Origin of the sequence: Sphingomonas silueang (assembly GCF_040049155.1) — a bacterium.
GTDB lineage: Bacteria > Pseudomonadota > Alphaproteobacteria > Sphingomonadales > Sphingomonadaceae > Sphingomonas > Sphingomonas silueang.
Genome location: NZ_JBDZDK010000007.1, coordinates 34078 through 56974, shown reverse-complemented (window position 1 = coordinate 56974; position 22897 = coordinate 34078). Strand labels below are relative to the sequence as shown.

Here is a 22897-nt window from a genome sequence, read left to right as displayed (position 1 = left end):
AGCGATGCGGACCGACCGACGCAAGCTGATGGCACAGGGCGCGCTGCTGGGCGCGGGGCTCGCCGTCGGGGGATGGCCGTCGGTCGGCTTCGCAAGGCCAGGCGGGGGCTTCGCGAGCAAGCGCCCCGCCCCCGCCGACCGCGCCTTCACCAGCCCGGCGGTGGAACAGGAGATCGCGCGGGTCAGCGGTATGATCGCCGACCCCGAACTCGCGTGGCTGTTCGCCAACTGCTATCCCAACACGCTCGACACGACGGTCCGGATGGGGACGGTCGAGGGCAAGCCCGACAGCTTCGTCATCACCGGCGACATCCCCTGCCTGTGGCTGCGCGATTCGGCGGCGCAGGTGAAATCCTACCTGCATCTGGCCAAGCGCGATGCGAAGCTGCGCGAGCTGTTCCGCGGGCTGATCGCGCGGCATGCGCGATCAGTGCTGATCGATCCATACGCCAACGCCTTCATGGAAGACCCGTCGGCCAGGACCTCGCTCAACTGGGCGAAGGCGGATGCGACCGAGATGCGCCCCGGCGTCGCCGAGCGCAAATGGGAGGTGGATTCGCTGTGCTATGTCATGCGCCTGTCGCATGGCTATTGGGCCGAGACGCGCGATCCCCGGCCGTTCGACGCGCGCTGGGCCGAGGCGATGCGGGCGATCGTGCGGACCTTCCGCGAACAGCAGCGCAGGGACGGACCGGGGCCGTATAAATTCCAGCGTTCGAGCAACCAGCCGACCGAGACGCTGCTGGCCGGATACGGCGCGCCCACCGCCAAGAACGGCATGATCCATTCGGGCTTCCGTCCCTCCGACGATGCCTGCCAATATCCGCTGTTCGTGCCCGCCAACCTGTTCGCGGTGACGACGCTGCGCGAGATGGCCGGGGTCGCGCATGCGGCGCGGGGCGATGCCGCGCTGGCGAGCGACGCGACGGCGCTGGCCGACGAGGTCGCGGCGGCGGTGGCGCGGCACGGCACGATGCGGCTGGCCGACGGCGGCGAGGTCTGGGCCTATGAGGTCGACGGCTATGGCAATGCGCTCTTCATGGACGATGCCAATGTGCCGTCGCTGTCCAGCCTCGCATGGCTCGGCTGCGTGGGCGCCGGTGATGCGCGCTGGCGGCGGACGGCGGCGGCGGCGTGGAGCGAGGCGAATCCGTGGTTCTTCCGCGGGAGCGCCGGGGAAGGCATCGGCGGGCCGCATCAGGGCATGGACTATATCTGGCCGATGTCGCTGATCGTCCGCGCGCTCTCCGCCACCGACGATGCGACGATCGTGCGGTGCCTGACCACGCTGCGCAACACGCACGGCGGCACCGGCTTCATGCACGAGGCGTTCGAGAAGGACGATCCAGGCAAGTTCAGCCGCGACTGGTTCGCCTGGGCCAACGGGCTGTTCGGCGAGCTGATCCTGCATGTCGCGGCGACGCGCCCGCAGCTGTTGAAGCGGAGCTACGCGCCGGTGCGGGCGTAGGCAGGATCGATCTTCCGACGTTACAAGGGCAGCTCGTCATTCCCGCGCAGGCGGGAATCCATATGCGCTGAGGGGCGCTAAGGATTCGCGACGTCGGCGCATAGGGGCTCTCGCCTGCGCGGGAATGACGAAGAGGGGAGCAGCGCCCTGCCTCGTGTTCCCGCTTCGCTCGGCACGAAAGGTGGGTTCCCCCCGCTCACGTCAGCGCGCGGTCGAGGTGGGTGTAGCCGCCGTCGACCACGATCCATTGCCCGGTGGTGTGGGCCGAGCGCGGCGACAGGAGGAACACCACCATGTCGGCGATCTCGCACGCCTCGGTCATGCGGTGGCCGAGCGGGATCTTCGCGGTGATGCGATCCAGCGCGCCTTGCGGATCGGGGAAGCCGTCCAGCCAGCGGCGGTAGAGCGGGGTCATCACTTCCGCCGGGAGCACCGCGTTCACCCGCACCCCGTCCGGGCTGAGCGCCGCCGCCCATTCGCGGGTGAGGCCGAGCTGCGCCGCCTTGGCCGCGACATAGCCGCTGGTGCCGCCCTGGCCGGTCAGCGCGGTCTTGGACGCGATGTTGACGATCGCGCCCTGCGTCCGCTTCAGATGCGGCAGCGCGTGATGCGCCATCGCGAAATAATGGCCGAGATTGGCCCCGACCGAGGCGAGGAACTCCGCCGGATCGCGCTCCAGCGCGAGGCCGTCGTTCGCCCCGGCATTGTTGACGAGGCCATAGGGCACGAACCCCGCCGACTCGATCGCCGCCATCGCGGCGGCGCAGGCGGACAGGTCGGTGAGGTCGGCCCGATGGAACCACAGGTCGCCGTCGGGCGGATTGCGGTCGATCACCAGCGGGATCGCCCCTTCGGCGGCCAGCGCGCGGACGATCGCCGCGCCGATCCCGCCCGCGCCGCCGGTCACGATCACCGCCTTGCCCGCCAGCCCGAGGTCCATGTCGCCCGCTCCTCCCCTGTCCGTGTGTCGCGCAGGGGATACCGAAGTGCCCCGCCGCCTGTCCATCGGTGGCGGCAACGGCCAAGCCCCCTTGCGGTGCGGCGAACAAGCGGGGATGATCGCCACAGTCACGGGGGGAGTATCGATGCAACACGCCCTGCGCCTCGACGGCGTGGTCAAACGGTTCGGTGCGATGACCGCGGTCGACGCTCTGAGCTTCGCGGTCGCGCCCGGCGAGGTCTACGGCTTTCTCGGCGGCAACGGCGCGGGCAAGACGACGTCGCTGCGGATGGTGCTCGACATCATCCGGCCCGATGCGGGCACGATCGAGGTGCTGGGCCGACCGCCGGGGCGCGAGGCGAGCGGGCGGCTGGGCTTCCTGCCCGAAGAGCGCGGGCTGTACCGGTCGATGACCGCGCTGGAGACGGTGGTGTATTTCGGGCGGCTGAAGGGCATGTCCGCCGCCGACGCGCGCCGCCGGGGGCGCGAATTGCTCGACCGGTTCGGGCTGGGGGCGAATCTCAAGACCGGGGTCGACAAGCTGTCGAAGGGCATGGCGCAGAAGGTGCAGCTGGCCACCGCGGTGGTGAACGCGCCCGAACTGCTGATCCTCGACGAACCCTTCTCCGGCCTCGACCCGGTCAACCAGGGGTTGCTGGAGGACGAGATCCTCGGCGCGGCGAAGGGCGGCGCGGCGGTCGTGTTCTCGACGCATGTGATGCAGCATGCCGAACGGCTGTGCGACCGGCTGCTGCTGCTGGCGAGGGGGTCCAAGCGGTTCGAGGGGACGCAGGCGGAGGCACGCGCCACGCTGCCCGCGCGGCTCGACGTGGTGGCGCGCCGGTCGCCCGCGATGCTCGACGGCGTGGAAACCGCGGTCGCGGGCGCGGACCTCGGCGACGGATGGCGCGCGTGGGACGTGCGGCTGGCGACCGGGCGCGACCCCGCCGACCTGTTGCAGCATTGTACCGAGCAGGGCTTTGCGCTGCGCCGTTTCGAGCAGCACCGGCCCGGGCTGCACGAGGTGTTCCTGCATATCGTCGGGCAAGGGGGAGCACGCGCATGATGGCACGCATCCTGCTGGTGGCGGGCCGCGAGTTCCGCCAGATCGCCGCCACGCGCAGCTTCTGGGTCACGCTGCTGATCCTGCCGCTGGCCTTTGCGATCGGGCCGGTCGCCACGCGCTTCCTCGACAAGCCCGACACGCGCCGGGTGATGCTGATCGACAAGACCGGCGGCGGCACCGCGCAGGCGATCGCCGCACGGATCGAGCGCGAGGAACAGCGGCAACTGCTGGCCGCGCTGTCGCGCTATGTCGAGCGGTACCGGCTGGAGCGCGCCGATCCCGCCGCGCCCTGGGCCCGGCACGACCGCTGGTACGGCGACGGTGACGTCGCCCGCTTCATCGCGGACGGGGGCAGCAAGGCGGCGCTCGCCCGCATCGCCACCGTGGCGGGGCCGGACACCCCGGCGTTCGCACCGCCCGAGCGCGACTACAGCATCGTCCCCGTGCCCCCGGCGGTCGCCTCCGCGCCGCCCGAACGGATCGACGCCGCGCTCGCCCCGCTGCTGCGCCCGGCGGACGGCAGCGAGGCGAAGCCGCTCGACTATGCCCTGTATATCCCCGCCGGCTTCGGGCGGACGCCCGAGGTCCGGCTATGGGCGAACGGCGCGCCGTCGGGCGCGTTCGTGACGCTGGCGCAGGAGGTGCTGGCGCAGGAACTGAAGGTCCGCTACCTCGAAGCGAACGGCGTCGCGCCGCCGGTCGCCGTCACCGCGACGGGCATCGCGCCCGCGATCGCGGTCGTCACGCCGCCGCGCGGCAGCGGGCGCGAACGGGTGCTGATCCGCTCGATCCTGCCGCTGGCCTGCGCGTACATCCTGCTGATGTCGCTGGTGCTCTCGGGCAGCTGGATGCTGCAAGGGTCGGTCGAGGAGCGCAGCAACAAGCTGATCGAGACGGTGCTCGCCTGCGTGAGCCCGAACGAGCTGATGTACGGCAAGCTGGTCGGCACGGTCGGCATCGGGCTGTCGATGGTCGCGACCTGGGCGGTGTGCGGCATCGTCGCCGCCTTCGCCACCCACGGCGCGATCGCCGAGGTGATCCGCCCCGCACTGGAACCGGTGTCGTCGCCCGGCGCGATCGCGACGATCCTCTATTTCTTCGTCGCCGGGTACATCATCGTCGCGATGCTCTTCCTGACGATCGGGGCGATGGTCGATTCGATGCGCGATGCGCAGGGCTATCTGACGCCGGTACTGCTGGTCATCATGATCCCGGTCACGATCCTGGTGCAGGCGGTGCTGCGCGGGGCGAGCGGCCCGGCGATCGAGGTGCTGACCTGGGTACCGATCTGGACCCCGTTCGCGGTGCTGGCGCGGCTGGGCACCGGCATGCCGCTGTGGCAGCTGTGGGCGACCGGCGCGCTGACCGCCGCGTTCATCGCGCTGGAGATCGTGCTGCTGGGGCGGGTGTTCCGGGCGAGCCTGCTGGCGAGCGGGCAGCGCAGCGACGTGCGGCACCTGCTGCGGCTGATGCGCGGCGGGGTATAGCCCTACCTCTGCCCGCCCGATCGCGGGCGGTCATGCGTAGCGCTGCAGCATGCCCGGCAATGTGCCCGCGGGAGGACCGGTCGGCTCGATCGCGGCGCGGCCACCATCGGGGCCGAACCGGGATCGCGTCAGAGCGTGATGACTTCAGGTAGCCCCGTTCGTGCTGCGTTGAAGCCGAGCTTGTCGAAGCCTCATATCGAAGCACCTGCCTGGGGCGGTCCTTCGATACGCCATTTCGACAGGCTCAGTGGCTACTCAGGACGAAAGGGTACCCCGCATTGCATCGGACTCCAGTGCAACAGCCATGCCCCGAAGCAGGGACTGTGTCGTCATAGCAACATTACATTACAATACAGAGATAATTTATAACAATCCGGTTTACGCCTTCGCTGGCGTGGAACAGACTTCCCGTCGGGCGGCGATGCGGGGGCATCGGCCGGTTCCCATGGGGAGGCTTTGACGACATGAAGACCGTTTTCGGCGGCGCGCGCTTGTTTGCGGGTAGCGCCACCCTGACCCTTGCCGCCGCGCTGATCGCCGGTCCGGCGATGGCCCAGACCGGCCCCGCCGCGCCCGCCACGCTGGAGAAGCAGGCGCAGGCGACCGATCCGACGACCGTCGACGGCACCGCCGACCAGGGCAGCGACGACAGCATCGTCGTCACCGGATCGCTGCTGCGACGCACCGACACCGAAACCCCCTCGCCGGTCACGGTGCTGACGGCGGACACGCTGTCCAAGGCGGGCATCACCAACGTGTCGGACGCGATCCGTTCGATCTCCGCCGACAGCGCCGGATCGATCGGCACGGGGTTCCAGAGCGGTTTCTCGGCGGGCGGTTCGGCGGTGTCGCTGCGCGGCCTTGGCGTCTCCTCGACGCTGGTGCTGATCGACGGGCTGCGCTCGGCCAATTTCCCGCTCAACGACGACGGGCACAACGCCTATGTCGACCTCAACTCGATCCCCTTCAGCCTCGTCGACCGGGTCGAGGTGCTGAAGGACGGCGCATCCTCCACCTATGGCGCCGATGCGATCGGCGGCGTCGTCAACGTCATCCTGAAGAAGCAGTTCACCGGCATCGACGCCCTGGTCGAGGGCGGCATCGCCGAACGCGGCGATGCGTCGCACCAGCGCGTCCACCTGACCGCCGGTACCGGCGACTATGCGGCCAATGGCTGGAACGTCTATATCAACGGCGAATACCAGCGCGACGGGCGCGTCTCCAACGCCAGCCGCGGGTTCCCGTACAACACGCAGGACCTGACCCCGATCGGCGGGCTGGACAATAATGCGTCCGACAGCTCGATGACGGTCAACGTGCCGACCGCCTATGTCGCGCGCGTCCGCCAGAGCGACCTGAACAACCCGCTGTCGGGACAGGCGGGTGCGCCGCTGTCGAACCAGTATCAGGCGCTGGGCCTCGCGAACTGCGCGCGCGGCACCTTCACGGTCAATACCAGCGCGGTGCAGGGCACCGGCTGCAAATATGATCTGGTCGACAAGTATCGCCAGATCCAGCCGCTCCAGGAACGCTATGCGCTGAACGGGCGGCTGAGCATCCGGCTGGGCGACGACGTCGAGGGCTATGTCTCGGCGATGTACAGCCGCAGCGACGTGAGCATCAAGGGCACGCCCGCCGCGATCCGCGCGACCCAGCCGTTCGGGGCCGCGCCGTCGATCGCCTCGTCCAATCCGGGCATCGTGCTGCCGGTCTATATCTGTTCGGCGGGCACGAACTGCGCGACCGCGAGCGACCGCCGCCTGAACCCGAACAACCCGTTCGCCGCCGCCTATGCCAATGATCCCAACAACGGCGCGGCGCGCATCTATTACCTGTTCGGCGACATTCCGGCGGGCAGCGACCGCAAGAACGAGGTGTATCGCGCCGCCGCCGGGCTGAACGGCAGCTTCGGCGAGGACCGCTTCGGCTGGCGGATCGACGGCGTGTACGCGCGCGACGAGATGGAGATCACCCAGCACGGGCTGCTCAACATCGCCCAGACGCTGCGCGCGATCAACACGGGGTCGTACAACTTCGTCAATCCGCAGGCCAACAGCCAGACGGTGCGCGACACGATCGCGCCCGACAAGGTGACGCCGTCCTTCTCGACCATGGCCTCGCTCGACGCATCGCTGACCGCGCGGCTGTTCGACCTGCCCGGCGGGCCGCTCCAGGTCGCCGTCGGCGGGCAGGTGCGGCGCGAGACGCTGGAGAACAACAACCAGAACGTGAAGCTCGACACCTATGGCCTGACGACCGCCTCGGCGTTCGGCGCGCACACCGTGTCGGCAGCCTATGTCGAGGCGGATGCGCCGGTGCTCGACCAGCTCGACGTCAACCTGTCGGGCCGGTACGACCATTATTCGGAAGGCTACAGCCACTTCTCGCCCAAGGTCGGCGCGAAGTTCACCCCGATCCGCGAACTGGCGTTCCGCGGCACCTATAGCGAGGGGTTCCGCGCGCCGACCTTCGCCGAATCGGGGCCGCGCAGCCAGTATGCGGGCTTCGTCACCACCACCCCGCCGTGCGTGTTCATCCTGCAGCACGGCGGCACCGGCACCAACACGAGCTGTTCGGCCAACGGCAACCCGTACAACCTGCAATATTCGCTGGGCCGCGGCGTCGCGGGCAATCCGGCGCTGGAGCCGGAAATCTCGCGCAGCTTCACCGCGGGCCTGATCTTCCAGCCGGTGCGCTGGTTCAGCTTCACCGCCGATTACTACAATGTGAAGAAGAAGAACCTGATCGTCACCGGCCCGCTGGTCGGCAAGGCGACCGAGGCCTATTACAATGCGCCCAACCTTGCGGCGGCGCAGGCGGCGGTCGCGGCGATCGGGCAGGGCTATTCGGTCAACAGCGTCGACGGGGCCGATCCCAACTTCCCCAACGCGCTGCCCCGCGTGCTCATCATCAACGTCCCCTATGTGAACGCCAACTATGCGATCACCCAGGGCATCGACCTGGCGGCGACGCTGACCGCGCCGATCACCGACACGATCAAGCTGACCAGCCGGATCGAGGTGACGCATATCTTCGAGTACAACCTCGTCACCGGCACCGGCCCCGCCGACGTGCAGAACTATGCGGGTACGCTCGGGCCGTACGACCTGTCGTCGGGCAACGGCACGCCCAACTGGCGCGGCAACTGGCAGAACACGCTCGACTTCGGCAGCTTCGCGCTGTCGGCCACGACCTATTACACCGGGCGCATCCAGTCGGTGTCGGAGGACCAGGGGCTGCCGCGCGACTGCGATACCGGCAACCTCTATACCCGGTCGTCGCCGCAGGACCTGAAGTTCTGCTACGTCAAGCGCTTCATCAACGTCGACCTGAACGGCACCGCCAAGGTCGGCGACAATTTCTCGTTCTTCCTGAACGTGAAGAACCTGTTCGACGTGAAGGCGCCGGTGGCCCCGGCGGCCTATGCCAGCGCGCCGAACTTCCTGACGACATGGCATTATGCCGGGCTGATCGGCCGCCAGTTCCGCGCGGGCGCCAGCTTCCGCTTCTGATCCGGACGGCGGGTGGCCCCACCACCCGCCGCAAGGCGCCGGGGGAAACCCCGGCGGTCCCTTGCGCAACCGCCCCGTCCCGCCGTATCGCAAGTGACGGGATGGGACCGCAACCGGGGGAAGTTTCGTTGGAGTCTGGCACCGACCGCCGCATGTGGTGGCAGACGCGGTGGTTCGTCGTCGCGATGGCGTTGCTCGCGATGGTGCCGCTGCTCTGGCCCGACGTGCCGCCGATGGTCGACCTGCCCGGCCATATGGGCCGCTACCGCGTGCAGCAATTGTGGGACACGGGGCAGGCCCCGTGGTTCCACGAATGGTACAACTTCGACTGGAGCCTGATCGGCAACCTCGGCGTCGATCTGCTCGTGTGGCTGTTCGAGCCGCTGATCGGCCTCGAACCCACGGTCAAGCTCGTCATCCTCGCCATCCCGGCGCTGACCGCGATCGGACTGCTGTGGATCGCGCGCGAGGTGCATGGCCGCATCCCGCCGACCGCGCTGTTCGCGCTGCCGATCGTCTACAGCTTTCCCTTCCATTTCGGCTTCGCCAATTTCGTGCTGTCGATGGCGCTGGCGCTCAACGCCTTTGCGCTGTGGCTGCGGCTGGGGCGGCAGGGGCGGCTGGTGCTGCGCGGGGTCGTGTTCGTGCCGATCGCGGGGCTGATCTGGCTGACGCATACCTTCGGCTGGGGGACGCTGGGCGTGCTCGCCGCCTCCGCGGAACTGATCCGCGAGCATGACCGGCGGAAGAACTGGTTCGCCGCCGCCTTCCATGCCGGACTGCACTGTCTGGTGCTCGCGCCGCCCGCCCTGCTGATGCTGCTGTGGCGGTCCGGCGGGCATGTCGGCGGGCAGACCGCCGACTGGTTCAACTGGCGCGCCAAGATGCTCTGGATGACGATGACGCTCCGGGATCGCTGGCAATTCTACGATCTGGCGTCGGTCGCGGTCTTCTATCTGGTGCTGTTCAAGGGGTTGCGCGATCCCAACATCGGCTATTCGCGCAACCTCGGCCTCTCGGCGCTGTTCCTGATCGCGGTCTATGTGCTGCTGCCGCGCATCGTGTTCGGATCGGCCTATGCCGACATGCGGCTGGTGCCGTATCTGTTCGGTATCAGCCTGATCGCGCTCAGGCCCAAGCCCGGCGTGTCGATCCGCAACGCGGCGACGCTGGCGGCGATCGGCCTTGCCATCTTCGTCGTGCGGATCGGGGCGACCACCGCCAGCTTCTGGCTGTACGACCGCGATTACGACCGCGAGCTGGCGGCGCTGGACCATGTGCCGGTGGGCGCGCGGCTCGTCACCTTCGTCGGCGAGACCTGCTACAACGAATGGCGCATGACCCGGCTGCAGCACCTGCCCGGCATGGCGCTGGCGCGGCGGCAGGCCTATGCCAACGACCAGTGGTCGATGGCGGGGGGGCAGCTGCTGACGGTGCGCTATCGCATCGCGCGCGGCTTCTCGCACGATCCGTCCGAGCTGGTGACGGACGTCAAATGCCCGCGCGAATATTGGCGCCCGGTCGCGGGCGCGCTGCGCAAGTTCCCGCGCGAGGCGTTCGACTATGTCTGGCTGATCCGCCCGCCGAAGTACGACCGCAGGCTGGAACAGGGGCTGATCCCCGTATGGCGCAGCGGGACGAGCGCGGTGTTCCGCATCGATCACCGCGTGCCGCCGCCGACGCTGACGTGGAGCGATCTGGGCAATCGACCGTTCGCCAGACCCCGCAACTGGCCGGGCCGCCAGCTCGCGGCGCGCGGGAACTGACCGGAATCAAGGAGACGAGCATGGACTTTCGCAACACCGCCCTGAACTTCGCGGGCAAGCTGGACCTGAACGCCATCGCCGAAAAGGCGGGGATCGCGCCCGAGACGGTCGAGAAGGTGCTGACGCTGCTGGCGCAATATGCCGAGCATGACGATCCTGCGCAGGAAGCCGCCGACCACAGCGGCGTGTCGCGCCACCAGATCGAGGCGGTGCTGTCCGAGGTCGGCGGGGCGGATGCGATGGGGCAGCTCGCCCGGCTGTTCGGGTTCGACAGCGGCACGGGCACCGGCACCGGCGGCCTGGGCGACGTGCTCGGCAATCTCGGCGGGGCGTTCGGGCGCAAGTGAGCGCATGTCCGGCGGGGATCAGCCCCGCCGGAACGGGGCCAGCTCGCCCAGATATGCCTGCTCCTGCGCCACCGCCGCGCGTTCGCGCACCAGAAATTCGGCCACGGCGCGGCGGAAGCCCGGATCGGGCAGGAAATGCGCCGACCAGGTGGGGACCGGCACATAGCCGCGCGCGAGCTTGTGCTCGCCCTGCGCCCCCGCCTCCACCCGCGCCAGCCCGCGCGCGATGGCGGCGTCGATCGCCTGATAATAGCATAGCTCGAAATGGAGGAACGGCACCTCCTCGACGGCGCCCCAGTAGCGCCCGTAGAGCGCATCCGCCCCGATCAGGTTGAGCGCCCCGGCGATGGGCACGCCGTCGCGCTCGGCGAGGATCAGCAGCACCTTGGTCCCCATCGTCTGCGACAGCAGCGGGAAGAAGCCGCGCGTCAGATAGGGCTGGCCCCATTTGCGGCTGCCGGTGTCCTGGTAGAAGGTCCAGAAGGCGTCCCAGTGGCGCGGCTCGATCTGGTCGCCGGTCAGGTGGCGGACGGTCAGGCCCTGTAGCGCGGCGGCGCGTTCCTTGCGGATCGCCTTGCGCTTGCGGCTGGCGAGGTCGCCGAGGAAGTCGTGGAAGCTGGCATAGCCGCGATTGGTCCAGTGGAACTGCACCCCCTGCCGCACCAGCCAGCCCGCCGCCTCGAACAGCGGCAGCTGGCCTTCGTCGACGAAGGTGGCATGGGCCGAGGACAGGCCGTTCTGCGTCACCAGCGCCTCCAGCCCGCCGATCAGCGCGCCCGCCTGTGCGGGATCGCGCAGCAGCAGCCGGGGACCGGGAACGGGCGTGAAGGGCACCGCGACCTGAAGCTTGGGGTAATAGTCGCCCCCGGCGCGCTCCCATGCGTCGGCCCAGGCGTGGTCGAAGACATATTCGCCCTGGCTGTGCGCCTTGGCATAGGCGGGGGCGATCGCGGCGGGGATGCCGTCGGCATCGTCCACCACGACGGGCAGCGCCTGCCACCCCGATCGTCCGCCGACGCTGCCCGATGCCTCCAGCGCGGACAGGAAGGCGTGGGAGAGGAACGGATTGTCCCTGCCCGCACAGGCATCCCACTGATCGGCAGGGATGGCGCGGACGCCCTGGGCGATGCGGGCGGTGATGGTCGTCACGGGGGCAAGATAGGGGGTGGCGGGGGTAAGGGGTAGTCCCGGCGATCGTCATTCCCGCGAAGGCGGGAATCCATTGCCGCAGCCGTTCCGGTTCCTGCCGCGTCGTCGGCGTCTATGGATTCCCGCCTTCGCGGGAATGACGCAGGGAATCGGAAGCGGCATCGCGCAACATCACCTCGCGGCGCGGCACGGGGATCGCGATCCCGTTCTCGCGGAACAGATCCCACAGCCGGTTGAGCACGTCCGACCGCACGTTGCCCACGCCCTGTTCGGGATCGCTGATCCACGCGAGGATCTCATGCTCGACGGCATAGTCGCCGTAGGAGATCAGCCAGACATTGGGCTTGGGGCTGCGCAGCACGCGCGGGCTTTCGGTCGCCGCCTGCAACATCAGCTGCTGCGCGAGGCGCAGGTCGGTCTCATAGCCCACGCCCACCGGAATGCGGACGCGGACGTTGCGGTCAGAGAAGGACCAGTTCTCCACCTCCTGCGTCATCAGGTTTTCGTTGGGGATCAGATGCTCCTTGCCGTCGCGGGTGATGACCGAGACGGCGCGGACGCCGATCTTGTTGACCCAGCCGAAGCTGTCGCCGACGACGATCACGTCGCCCGGCTTGATCGAGCGGTCCATCAGCAGGATGATCCCGGCGATCAGGTTGCCGACCGTCTTCTGCAAGCCGAAGCCGACCGCAAGGCCGAGGCCGCCCGAAAAGATCGCGAAGGTCGTCAGGTCGATGCCGAGCAGGTCGATGCCGAAGAAGAAGGCGGCGATGACGACCGCGATCGAGGCGAGCTTCTGCGCCAGCAGCTTCTGCGTCGCGTCCAGTCCCCTGGCCTGGCCCACGCCGTGCGCGATCAGCCGGTTGGCGAGCCGCACCACGGCATAGAGCACGACCGCGGTCAGCAGCGTGCTGACCACCGCCAGCAGCGACAGCCGCCGCCGCCCGATCGAGAAGCCGATCGCGTCGAGCGTGCGGGTGATCGGGTCCAGCCCGCCGATCGTGCCCGACAGCACCGCGACGAACGCGATCAGCGCGACGGTCCACGCCAGCCAGCGGGCGATGCCGACGCCGCGCAGCAGCTGCACCACCAGCCGCGCCACCGCCGCACCCAGCGCGGTGCCGACCAGCACGCCGGCCAGCGGGCGCCAGTCCCACCCCTCCGCCACCACCGCCAGCGCGACCACCGCGACGAAATGGCGCAGGATGTCGCACATCCGCGCCGCGAGGCCCCCGGCATGCTCGCCCACCTGCGCCCGCCACAGCTCGGACAGGCGCGGCCCGGCCCAGCGCCCCGCCGCCCAGCCGAGCAGCAGCGCCAAGAGCACGCAGCCGATCGCGACGGCGGCCTGCGTCAGCGACGCGACGGTCGGCACCGGCAATCCGCGCGCGGCGATCCAGGCGGCGGCGGGGTTCACCGCGCGCTACGGAAGCGGGCCAGACCCGCGTCGAGATCGGCGATCAGGTCGTCGGTATCCTCGAGCCCGATCTGGAGCCGGACCATCGGCCCCTCCGCCTGCCACGCTTGCGCGGTGCGGTGGCGCTGCGGATCGATCGGCAGGGCGAGGCTCTCAAAGCCGCCCCAGCTGTAGCCGATGCCGAACAGCGCGAGGCCGTCGATCAGCGCGGCGCGCGCCGCCTCGCCGCCCCCGTCGAGCACGAAGGCGAACAGCCCGGCGCTCCCCCGGAAATCGCGGAGGAACAGCTCGTGGCCGGGGCAGCCGGGCAAGCCGGGGTGCAGCACGCGGGCGACGCCCGGCTGTTCGGCCAGCCAGCGGGCGATGCGGATCGAACTGTCGCCATGCTGCTTCAGCCGGACGGCCATGGTGCGCAGGCCGCGCGCGCCCAGCGCCGCATCGTCGGGGCCGACATGCTGGCCGAGCTGATAGGTCGCGTGGCGCAGCCGGTCCCAATGCGACTCGACGGCGGTCGCCGACCCCAGCATCGCGTCGCTATGGCCGACGACATATTTGGTGCAGGCCATGATCGTCACGTCGACGCCGTGCGCCATCGCCGGGAACAGCAGCGGCGTGGCCCAGGTATTGTCGAGGATCGTCGTAATGCCGCGTTCGCGCGCGATGGCGGTCATGGCGGGCACGTCCTGCACCTCGAAGGTCAGGCTGCCGGGGCTTTCGAGGAACAGCACCCGGGTCGCGTCGGTCATCAAGCCAGCGATGCCCGCACCGATCGTCGGCGGATAGAAGGTCGTCGCGATCCCCATCGCCGCCAGCATGCCATTGGCAAAGGCGCGCGTGGGATCATAGGCGCTGTCGGGCAGCAGCAGATGGTCGCCGGGCTTCAGGAACGCGAGCAGCGCGGTGGTGATCGCCGCCACGCCCGAAGGATAGAGCAACGTGCCGTGCGCGCCCGGCTCCAGCTGGGTCAGCGCCTCGGCCAGCGACCATTGGGTGGGCGTGCCGCGCCGCCCGTAGAACAGCCGGTGGTGGGTATCGCTCCCCGCCGCCGCGCGCAGGTCGGCCACGCTGTCGTACAGGATGGTCGAGGCGCGCCACACCGGCACGTTGACCACGCCGGTCGTCCATTCGGGACGCCGCCCGCCGGTGACGGCACGGGTGGCGGGCGATTGCGGGCGATCGGTCGAACTCATGGGCGGACTTTCGGCGTGGTCGGATCGGCGGCCCATTCGTTCCAGCTCCCGTCGTACAGCGCGGCGTCGCGCCCGAGCAGGTGCAGCGCGAAGGCGGGCACGGCGGCGGTGATGCCCGATCCGCAGGTCGTCGTCACCGGGCGGTGGAGGTCGATTCCGGCCTCGGCGAACAGGGACGCAAGTTCGTCGGGCGATTTCCACGTGCCGTCGTCGCGGAAGAAGCGGGCATAGGGCAGGTTGCGGCTGCCGGGGATATGGCCGGAGGGCAGCCCGCGCGGGTCGGGCTCCGTGCCGCTGAACCTGCCCCATCCGCGCGCGTCGAGCAGCTGTTCGCCGCCGACGGCAAGCATGGCCTGCACCATCGCCCTGGTCCGCACGGCGGTGAGATCGGGATCGGCGGCGATCCGCGTCGGGGGCGGCGACGCCATGCCGTTATCGAGCGGGCGTCCCTCGGCGCGCCACTTCGCCAAGCCGCCGTCGAGGATCGCCACCGCCTGTCCGGGCAGGAAGCGGCGCCACAGCCACCATGCGCGCGCACTCGTGCGGTGGGGCGAATCGTCGTAGAGGATGATGCGGTCGTCGGGCGCGATGCCGAGCGTGCCCAGCCGTGCCGCGAATTTCTCCGCCGCGGGCAGCGAGGTCGCCTGCCCGTTCGACAGGCCGCGCAGGTCGAGGAAGCGCGCGGTCGGGATATGCCCGGCGGCATGTTCGGCGGCCTCGTCCCTTGGCGGATCGGTCTGGACCGCGACATAGGTGGCGTCGAGCGGCACGATGCCGTCCGCGCCGATCCGGTCGGCCAGCCAGTCGGTGGTAACAAGCGGTGTCATGGCCGACTGTCTAGGCGCGGAACCCTCGACGGGGAAGCGCTACCCGCCGCTGCCGCGACATGCCGAAGTACCACGTCGATAGTATGTATTGCCGATAGGGCCATGCCCGGCCGACTGGTACGATCATCTTTATGAATGACCGTCGCGATTCAGAGGTGATCTTCCGATCGGGCGCAGAGGAATGCGCCTATCTGCGTCGCCGCGCGGACGATCATCGGCAACTTGCTGAAAAGAACGACGAACCCGGCCCGTGTTCGATTCACCTGCGACTGGCGCAACTCTATCTCGATCGCGTCCGGCTGCTCGAACTGGTCGATCGGGACCAGGGCAGGCCCGCAAAGATACCAGGAACGCCGCCTATCCCGATCGGTTGATACGCCCGAGCCGGCCCTGTCCGGCTGCGGGAGAACCGATGATGAAGGCAGTGGCGACGATGATGTGCGGTGCATTGGCCCTGAGCGCCTGTGCCGCGCCCGCGACGCGGATTTCGACCGGGTTGCAGCGCTACGGCCTCGACGCCGGACGCGCCGATTGCGTCGGCACCCGGTTGCAGGGCGACCTGTCGATCGGACAGCTCCAGCAGCTCGGCCGGGCCGCCGCGGCCTATGGCAGGAACGATCCGAACCCGGCGGTGCTGACCGTCGGCGATCTGGTCCGGGTCGCGGGCGAGCTCAAGGACCCCGCCATCCCCCTCGCGGTCGGCAAGGCCGCGGCGGGTTGCGGCGTCCTCTGATCTTCCTCCAGCCACAGGAGCATTTGCGATGAACAAGGACGAATTCGCAGGCGGCGTGCGCTATGCCACCGGCAAGGTCGAGAAGGCGGTCGGCGACACGGTCGACAGCCGCGACTGGCAGGTCGACGGCGTGGTCGATCAGGTCGCGGGCGGTGCGCGCCACAGCTATGGCCGTGCCCGGTCGATCCTGAACGACGCGATCGACAGCGCGCCCGAACTGGCGAAGGAAGCGCGCGAGCGGCTGCACGACGTGACCGCCCGCGCCGCCGACGGCGCGCGCAAGGGCGGGCACAAGGCACAGGAGAAGGTGCGCGACACCCCGCTGCTGTGGGTCGCGGCGGCGGCGATCGGCGGCTATGCGCTCGCCTGGGCGTTCCACGGCCGTCGCGGCTGATCGAGCCCCCACGATGACGACCGCGCTCCGATCGCTCCGCGAGACCGCCGATCTGCGCCACCTGCGCCAGATCATCGTCGGTCTCGACGAAGGGGTGATCCTGATCGATCCGGATCAGAGCCTGCTCTGGGCCAATGACGCCGCGCTGGCGATGCACGGCGTCGGCAGCCTGGGCGAGCTGGGCGCGACCGTCGACGAATATCGCGACCGGTTCCGGCTGCGCTACCGCAACAACCACCGGTTGCAGGCGGACGATTATCCGATCGACCGGGTGGTCGCGGGCGATTCCTTTTCCGAAGTGGTGGTCGAAGTGACCGTCGCGGGCGATGAGGAACCGCGCTGGGTGCATCAGGTGCGCAGCCTGGTGCTGAACGACACCGACGACGGCGAGCCTGCCTGCCTCGTGCTCATCCTTCAGGACGTGACGGCGCAGTACGAGGCGGAGGACCGGTTCGAGCAGTCGTTCAACGCCAATCCCGCGCCCGCCGTCATCTGCCGCCTGAGCGACCTGCGGTTCGTGAAGGTCAACGAGGGATTTACCGAGATGACCGGATTCCCGCGCGATCAGGTGCTGTGCAAGACGGTGTACGACATCGACGTGCTGCGGAACGCCGAGCGGCGCGACCTGGCCAAGGAACGGCTGGGCGAGGGGCGCACCATCCCGCAGATGGAGGCCGAGCTGGAGCTGCCCGACGGCGGCACCCGGCTGGTGATCGTCGCGGGCCAGCCGATCGACATGCACGGGCAGCCGTGCATGCTGTTCACCTTCGCCGACCTCGAACCGCGTCGCAAGGCGGAAGGGGCGCTGCGCCACAGCGAGGAGCGCTTCACCCGCACCTTCCAGATGGCGCCGGTGCCGATGGCGATCGGCGCGCACGACGGGCATCTGCTGTGCGAGGTGAATGCGAGCTTCACCCAGATGACCGGTTATGCCGCGACCGAGATCATCGGGCGTCCGCTGGGCGAGGTGGAGCTGTGGGACAGCAGCGAGGCGCGCCGCGCGGTCGAACATGCGCTGGCGGCGGGCGAGGCGCTGCGCGGGCATGAGGCGCGAATCCATGCGAAGGACGGCGCGACGATCGACTGCCTGATCTCGACCGAGGCGATCCGGCTGGGCGAGGAGGAGGCGGTGCTCTGGGCGTTCCAGGACATCACCCAGCGCAAGGCGACCGAGCTGGAACTGGTCGAGGCGATCGAGGCGGTGATGAAGGATACGAGCTGGTTCAGCCGCTCGATCCTCGACAAGCTGGCCCGGCTGCGCGCGCCGCATGTCGCGGCGAACGGTCCGGGGATCGACGACCTGACCGCGCGCGAGCGCGAGGTGCTGGCGCTGATCTGTCGCGGCTATGACGACAAGCGGATCGCGCGCACGCTGGACGTGGCGGGCAATACCGTGCGCAACCATGTCGCGCGCATCTATGCCAAGATCGGGGTCAACCGCCGGATCGCGGCGGTCGCCTGGGCCCGCGCGCGCGGCTTCGACGGCGAGGGCGTGCTGATCGAACGCACCGGGCAGGAGACGGCGGCATGACCGACGGAGCGGACACCGCCCACGACCGCGAAACCGCGAAGCGCGCGGGGAAGGCGTCGGTGCGCGACGCCATCGGCAAGCTGATCGGCGACGATACCGCAGGCACCCCGCCCGGCGGCGGCGCCGACACCGACAAGGACCCGCCGCGCCGCTGAGCGCGCGACGGCACCGTTTTCAAACAGGAGTAACCATGCTTACCAACGCAACCGCGGCCATGCTGCCGCCCGAGGAAACGCGCATCGGCAAGACCGCCACCCGCCTGTCGTGGGGATCGGTGTTCGCCGGCGTCATCATCGCCGTCGCGGTGCAGCTGGTGCTGGGCATCCTCGGCGCGGGCATCGGGTTGTCGATGGTCGATCCGGCGCAGGGCACCACGCCGGGGGCGGCGGGATTCGGCATCGGCGCGGGCATCTACTGGCTCGTCACCACCGTGCTGGCGCTGGGCGCGGGCGGCTATGCCGCGGCGCGGGTGTCGGGCGTGACCGAACGCTTCGATGCGCTGGCGCACGGGCTGGTCGTGTGGGGCGTGACGCTGATCCTGACACTGTACCTGCTGACCAGCGCGGTCGGCGGGATCATCGGCGGCGCGTTCCGCACCGTCGGCAGCGTCGCGGGCGCAGCGACCACCACGGTCGGCGCGGCAGGCGGCGCGGCGGCTTCGGTCGCGGGCGTGAACGTGCAGGACGTGCGGCAGGAAGCGGCGCGCTACCTCTCCGACGCGCCCGGCGATCCGGCGCGGATGACCCCCGAACAGGCGCAGGCGCAGGTCGCGCGCGAACTCCCCGCGCTGGCGCGCGGCGGTGCCGAGGGGCAGCAGGCCGAGCGCCGCATCGTCGCCATCGTCGCGGCACAGCGCGGCATCCCGCGCGAACAGGCGCAGGCGCAGGTGACGCGCGCCAGGCAGCAGTTCGAGCAGACCAGGAACGAGGCGGTCGCGACCGCGAAGCAGGCCGCCGACGCCGCCGCGGGCACTGCTGCCAGCACCTCGTTCCTCCTCGTCCTCGCGCTGCTGGTCGGCGCCGGGGCGGCCGGTTTCGGCGCGACGGCGGCCACCCGCCGCCGCATGCGCTGAAGTGTAGCCGCGGCGGGCGCGCGTATCCGGCCCGCCGCACCTTTCGTCCATCAGGAGAACAGCGATGAAGACCATCGGTATGGGGATCGTGCTCGGCACGGCGGTACTGCTTTCGGCGTGCAACACCGCGAACGGCGTGGGCAAGGACCTGCGCTCGGCCGGGTCGGCGGTGTCGGAAGCGTCGGGCCAGGACAAGAAGAAGTAAGCGCCGGGTTTCCCGACCAATCCACCTGTTACGCGCCGTGCCGGTCCCTTCCCGGTGCGGCGCGTAGCCGTATCCGCGTCAGCGGCGGATGCTCGTACAGGTCGCGCATCCCCATCCGGCGGAAGCGGTTCCACCACCGCTGCCAGCGATGCTCGGCGGCATCGTGCAGCATGTGGCAACGCTGGCACAGCGCGGCGAGATTCGCGGGCGTGTTGTTGCCCGGATCGTGATCGAGATGCGCGCACGCCAGCACGACATAGGTGGTGCGCACCCGCGCCAGCGGCACATGACGCAGCGTAACGCGCCGCCCCCGCGCCGACCGCCAGCCCCCGGCCGCGGCGTCCCACCAGCGCCCGTCGCCCAGATGCGCGACCCGCGTGAGATGCGGCCGCCCGCAGCGTTCGCACCGCCGCCCCGCCCGGTCGAACCGGACCCAGGCGGACAGCTCGCGCCAGTCGATCGGATAGAGCCAGCGGTTTTCGGGCCGGATCGGCATGTCCGTGTCATGCCCGTCCGCCGTAGCGGAGGGAAGCGAAATCTTCCCGCTTTGTAACCGCTTCGTTCCGGGTGTCGGGGTATCGACGCACCGGCGGATCCACCTTCGGCGATACGCATGGATTTCCGTCATTCCCGCGCAGGCGGGAGTGACGAAAGCGAATGGAGCGGTTTTCCTGCTTCTGCGAAGTGAACGTCGGTCAGACTCTACCCGTCCGCGCGTTCGATCCGGTCGCGCCCGCCCGCCTTGGCGCGGTAGAGCGCGCGATCCGCCGCCGCCAGCAGCGCGGCGATCGCGACGTCGCTGCTGGCCGCGACCACGCCGCCGCTGATCGTCACCGGAATCGCGATCCCGTCGATGACGAACGGCGTCGCGCGCACCAGCATGCGCAGCCGGTCGGCGCTCGCCCATGCCTCGTCGAGGCCGGTGTCGGGGAGCACGATCGCCAGTTCCTCGCCCCCATAGCGCGCGACGCAATCGGCGGTGCGCACGGCGCCCGCGATCCGTACGGCGATACCCGCCAGCACCCGGTCGCCGATCGGATGGCCGTAGGTGTCGTTCACCCGCTTGAAGTGATCGACGTCGATCAGCACCAGCGCGAAGCTCCCGCCGCGCGCGGCGCGCCCCCGCTCCGTCTCCAGCCGTTCGAGCAGCATGCGCCGGTTGGCGAGGCCGGTCAGCGGGTCGGTCTGCGCGAGTTCGGCGAGCGCGGCATTGGCGGCGCGCAGTTCCTGCGTCCGCGCCGCGACCAGTTGTTCCAGCGTCCGGGTCCGGCGGCGCAGCACCAGCGTGCGCAGCTGCACCACCCCGACGATCGCCAGCACCATGGCCAGCAGCGCCAGCAGCCGGACCCACCAATGCTCGTACCAGCTCTTGCCGACCGACACGTCGATGCGGGTGGTGACGACATGGCGGTAGATGCCGGGAACCTCGGCGCGCAGCCGCAACGCATAGCTGCCGCCGGGCAGGCCGGTATAGGTGGCGCTGGCGGGCGTGCCTTCGGGCACGCGCACCCAGTCGGGATCGAAGCCGTCGAGGCGATAGCTGTAGCGCACCTCCTGCGGCGCGGCATAGTCGGTCAGCGCAAAGGCGATGCGGACGGTATGCCGCCCGCCGTCGATCGCGATCCCGCCGTGCCGCGCATCGGGATCGAGCGGCATGCCGTGCCCGTCCTGCTCCACCGCGGTCACGACCGGCGGGTGCAGCATCGCGGGCCGCCGCGCGAACAGCCGGTCGGGGCGCAGCACGGTGAGGCCGCCGGTCCCGCCGAACAGCAGGTCGCCGCCCTGCGTCGCCGCCGCCACCCGCTGGTTGAAGGCATCGGCGGTCAGCCCGTCGCGCCCGCTGAGCGCACGCACCTGCCGCCCCGCCGGATCGACGACCGAGATGCCGCTGGCGCTTGCCGCCCAGATGCGCCCGCCGCGATCGGCGAGCAGCGCGGCGACATTGTCGTTGGCCAGCCCCTGCGCCTCGGTGATCGCGCGGAAGCGCCAGCCGTCCCCCGCCGCCGTGCCCCGCGCGATCCCGCCATAGGTGCCGACCCACAGCAGCGATCCGCGGGTCACGATCGATCCGGTATAGTTCTGCGGCAGGCTGGCGGGATCGCCGGGGCGGTTGCGGAAGGTGACGAAGCGCCCGGTCGCGGGATCGAAGCGGCTGATCCCGGCGGGGGTCGCGATCCATGCGCGCCCGTCGCCCGCGGCGACGATGTTGATGACCTCGTTGTTGGCGATGGCGGCGGCGTCGCCGTCGACATGGGTGAAGCGGCGCATCCGCCGCGCGGGTCCGTCCCATACGAACAGCCCGCGATAGGTGCCGATCAGCAGCAGCCGCCCGCTGACCGCCAGCGAGATGACCGGCAGGTCGTCCAGCTCGGGCAGGTCGAGCCGGGTGCGCACGCCGCCGTCGGGCCGGATCGCGATCACCCCGCGCCCGCCGACCAGCACCGTGCCGTCGGGCAGTTCGACGAACGCCTTGATATCCTGTCCGGCATGCTGCCCGGCGAGGCGCAGGTGGGACACCTGCCCCGTCCGGCGATCGATCCGGTCGATCAGCCCGTTGGCCATGCCGATCCAGATCCGGTCGGCGCTGTCCACCATCACCCCGCGGACATTGGTGTCGGCAAGGGCGCGGCGCGGATCGGCCGTCGCGTTGCCGATCGCGAACATCGCCGGGGTCGCGGGATCGGCGTGCGACGCGCCGACCTCGGTCGCGGCCCATAGCCGCCCGGTGCGGTCGATCGTCACGTCGCGCACCGTGTCGCCGCCGAGCGAGCCGGGATCGGCGGGAATGTTGCGCAGCGGTTCGACCGGCAGGCGCGCGCCCGGATCGACGCGCAGCACGCCCATGCCGTCGGTGCCGACCCACATCACCCCGCCCGGCCCGGATGCGAAGGCGCGGACGGTGCGGTGGCCGATGGCGGGCGCATTCCCCGCCAGCGCCGCCGGACGGACGAAGCGGCCGTCGCGCATCCGCAGGACGATACCGTTCGACCCGGTGCCGATCCACAGGCGCCCCGCCCGATCGCGGGTGAGCGCCCAGACGTCGCCGATCGCGGGCGCCGCCACCGCCGCGAAGCGCGCCGCACCGGGCCGCAGCACGAACAGCCCGGTGTCCGCCCCGGCGAAGATCGTGCCGTCGGGGTCGCGGTGCACGGCGAAGGCCCCGCCCGCAAGCTCGCGCCCCCGCGACACCGCCACCACCCGCTGCGTCCGCGCATCGTAGCGGAACACGCCGTGGTCCGATGCGATCAGCGCGCCGCCCTGCCCGTCCGGGGCGAAATTCAGGATGCGCGTGCCGATTCGCCCTTCCTCCGCACCGGGCAGGCGGACGAAGCCGTCGTGCAGCGGATCGTAGCGGACGACGCCGCCGACATTGGTGCCGACCAGCATGCTGCCGTGCGCCAGCGGCAGCAGCGCGCGCACATAATTGTCGGGCAGGCTGGCGGCGTCGCCCGAGCGCTGGCGAAACACCCGCACCCGTTGCCCGTCGTAGCGGGCGAGGCCGCCGCGCGTGCCGATCCACATCTGGCCGTCCTCGCCCTGCACGATCGCGGTCGCGGTGGCATGGGGCAGGCCGGTGGCGGCGCCCAGCGTCTGGAAGCGCGGGCCATACCAGCCCGCCCAGCCGTCCGCCGCGGCTGCCGCGACGGCGCCGCCGGGCGCGATCGCAAGCATCAGCAGGGGCAGGACGAGTCGGCGCATCATGATCTCCGGCGATCGGGCCTAGGTCGATTTGGTTGATGCGGGATTAAGGCTGATTGCAATCGCTTTTATCTGACAAATAACTCAGACATTT

At 70.1% G+C, this 22897-nt stretch carries 20 protein-coding genes; 13 read left to right on the top strand and 7 right to left on the bottom strand.

Annotated features, from left to right (window positions below):
• The first annotated feature begins 4 nt into the window (after positions 1–4).
• A complete protein-coding gene (locus ABLE43_RS09050; RefSeq protein ID WP_348978167.1) occupies positions 5–1468 on the top strand; it encodes a glycoside hydrolase family 125 protein in 1464 nt (487 codons plus the stop codon).
• 196 nt (positions 1469–1664) lie between these two features.
• Here ABLE43_RS09050 and ABLE43_RS09045 read toward each other — a convergent pair whose 3' ends face one another.
• Positions 1665–2408, bottom strand: coding sequence for an L-fucose dehydrogenase (locus ABLE43_RS09045; RefSeq protein ID WP_348978166.1), 744 nt, complete (start codon positions 2406–2408; stop codon positions 1665–1667).
• Between the two features lie 145 nt (positions 2409–2553).
• Here ABLE43_RS09045 and ABLE43_RS09040 point away from each other — a divergent pair, with 145 nt between their 5' ends.
• From ABLE43_RS09040 to ABLE43_RS09020, 5 genes are all read left to right on the top strand, one after another.
• Positions 2554–3474, top strand: coding sequence for an ABC transporter ATP-binding protein (locus ABLE43_RS09040; protein ID WP_348978165.1), 921 nt, complete (start codon positions 2554–2556; stop codon positions 3472–3474).
• Complete coding sequence (locus ABLE43_RS09035; protein WP_348978164.1) at positions 3471–4961, top strand: ABC transporter permease; 1491 nt, start codon at positions 3471–3473, stop codon at positions 4959–4961. Before ABLE43_RS09040 ends, ABLE43_RS09035 begins: the two co-directional genes overlap by 4 nt.
• Before the next feature lie 464 nt (positions 4962–5425).
• Positions 5426–8473, top strand: coding sequence for a TonB-dependent receptor domain-containing protein (locus ABLE43_RS09030; protein WP_348978163.1), 3048 nt, complete (start codon positions 5426–5428; stop codon positions 8471–8473).
• Between the two features lie 128 nt (positions 8474–8601).
• Positions 8602–10239 carry a hypothetical protein gene (locus ABLE43_RS09025; RefSeq protein ID WP_425475246.1) on the top strand — a complete coding sequence of 546 codons (1638 nt, stop codon included), beginning with the start codon at positions 8602–8604 and terminating at the stop codon, positions 10237–10239.
• 20 nt (positions 10240–10259) lie between these two features.
• A complete protein-coding gene (locus tag ABLE43_RS09020; protein ID WP_348978162.1) occupies positions 10260–10586 on the top strand; it encodes a hypothetical protein in 327 nt (108 codons plus the stop codon).
• 18 nt (positions 10587–10604) lie between these two features.
• Here the strand turns inward: ABLE43_RS09020 and ABLE43_RS09015 are convergent, their stop codons facing one another.
• From ABLE43_RS09015 to ABLE43_RS09000, 4 genes are all read right to left on the bottom strand, one after another.
• Positions 10605–11735 carry a GNAT family N-acetyltransferase gene (locus ABLE43_RS09015; protein WP_348978161.1) on the bottom strand — a complete coding sequence of 377 codons (1131 nt, stop codon included), beginning with the start codon at positions 11733–11735 and terminating at the stop codon, positions 10605–10607.
• A 112-nt stretch (positions 11736–11847) separates the two neighbouring features.
• Positions 11848–13152, bottom strand: coding sequence for a mechanosensitive ion channel family protein (locus tag ABLE43_RS09010; RefSeq protein ID WP_348978160.1), 1305 nt, complete (start codon positions 13150–13152; stop codon positions 11848–11850).
• A complete protein-coding gene (gene metC, locus ABLE43_RS09005; RefSeq protein WP_348978159.1) occupies positions 13149–14342 on the bottom strand; it encodes a cystathionine beta-lyase in 1194 nt (397 codons plus the stop codon). Before metC ends, ABLE43_RS09010 begins: the two co-directional genes overlap by 4 nt.
• Positions 14339–15169: a sulfurtransferase gene (locus ABLE43_RS09000; RefSeq protein WP_348978158.1), complete on the bottom strand. Its 831-nt coding sequence runs from the start codon at positions 15167–15169 to the stop codon at positions 14339–14341. The genes metC and ABLE43_RS09000 overlap by 4 nt, the downstream gene beginning before the upstream one ends.
• Before the next feature lie 131 nt (positions 15170–15300).
• On the opposite strand from ABLE43_RS09000, the gene ABLE43_RS08995 reads away from it, so the two are divergent.
• The 7 genes from ABLE43_RS08995 to ABLE43_RS08965 all read left to right on the top strand — a co-directional run bounded on the left by ABLE43_RS08995 (position 15301) and on the right by ABLE43_RS08965 (position 19104).
• The gene (locus ABLE43_RS08995) at positions 15301–15543 is read left to right on the top strand and encodes a hypothetical protein (protein WP_348978157.1); all 243 of its coding nucleotides are present in this window, start codon (positions 15301–15303) and stop codon (positions 15541–15543) included.
• Between the two features lie 38 nt (positions 15544–15581).
• A complete protein-coding gene (locus tag ABLE43_RS08990) occupies positions 15582–15902 on the top strand; it encodes a hypothetical protein (protein ID WP_348978156.1) in 321 nt (106 codons plus the stop codon).
• 28 nt (positions 15903–15930) lie between these two features.
• Positions 15931–16296, top strand: coding sequence for a CsbD family protein (locus ABLE43_RS08985; protein ID WP_348978155.1), 366 nt, complete (start codon positions 15931–15933; stop codon positions 16294–16296).
• Between the two features lie 13 nt (positions 16297–16309).
• Entirely contained in the window at positions 16310–17827 is a 1518-nt protein-coding gene (locus ABLE43_RS08980; protein WP_348978154.1) for a helix-turn-helix transcriptional regulator, read from the top strand.
• Positions 17824–17982 carry a hypothetical protein gene (locus tag ABLE43_RS08975; RefSeq protein ID WP_348978153.1) on the top strand — a complete coding sequence of 53 codons (159 nt, stop codon included), beginning with the start codon at positions 17824–17826 and terminating at the stop codon, positions 17980–17982. Before ABLE43_RS08980 ends, ABLE43_RS08975 begins: the two co-directional genes overlap by 4 nt.
• Before the next feature lie 35 nt (positions 17983–18017).
• Positions 18018–18899, top strand: a complete 882-nt coding sequence (locus ABLE43_RS08970; RefSeq protein WP_348978152.1) for a hypothetical protein — start codon at positions 18018–18020, stop codon at positions 18897–18899.
• 64 nt (positions 18900–18963) lie between these two features.
• Positions 18964–19104: an entericidin A/B family lipoprotein gene (locus tag ABLE43_RS08965; protein WP_348978151.1), complete on the top strand. Its 141-nt coding sequence runs from the start codon at positions 18964–18966 to the stop codon at positions 19102–19104.
• Between the two features lie 28 nt (positions 19105–19132).
• On the opposite strand, the gene ABLE43_RS08960 is transcribed toward ABLE43_RS08965, so the two are convergent.
• Positions 19133–19600: a hypothetical protein gene (locus tag ABLE43_RS08960; RefSeq protein ID WP_348978150.1), complete on the bottom strand. Its 468-nt coding sequence runs from the start codon at positions 19598–19600 to the stop codon at positions 19133–19135.
• Positions 19601–19806: 206 nt separating this feature from the next.
• Positions 19807–22803: a diguanylate cyclase gene (locus ABLE43_RS08955; protein WP_348978149.1), complete on the bottom strand. Its 2997-nt coding sequence runs from the start codon at positions 22801–22803 to the stop codon at positions 19807–19809.
• Between the last annotated feature and the right edge of the window lie 94 nt (positions 22804–22897).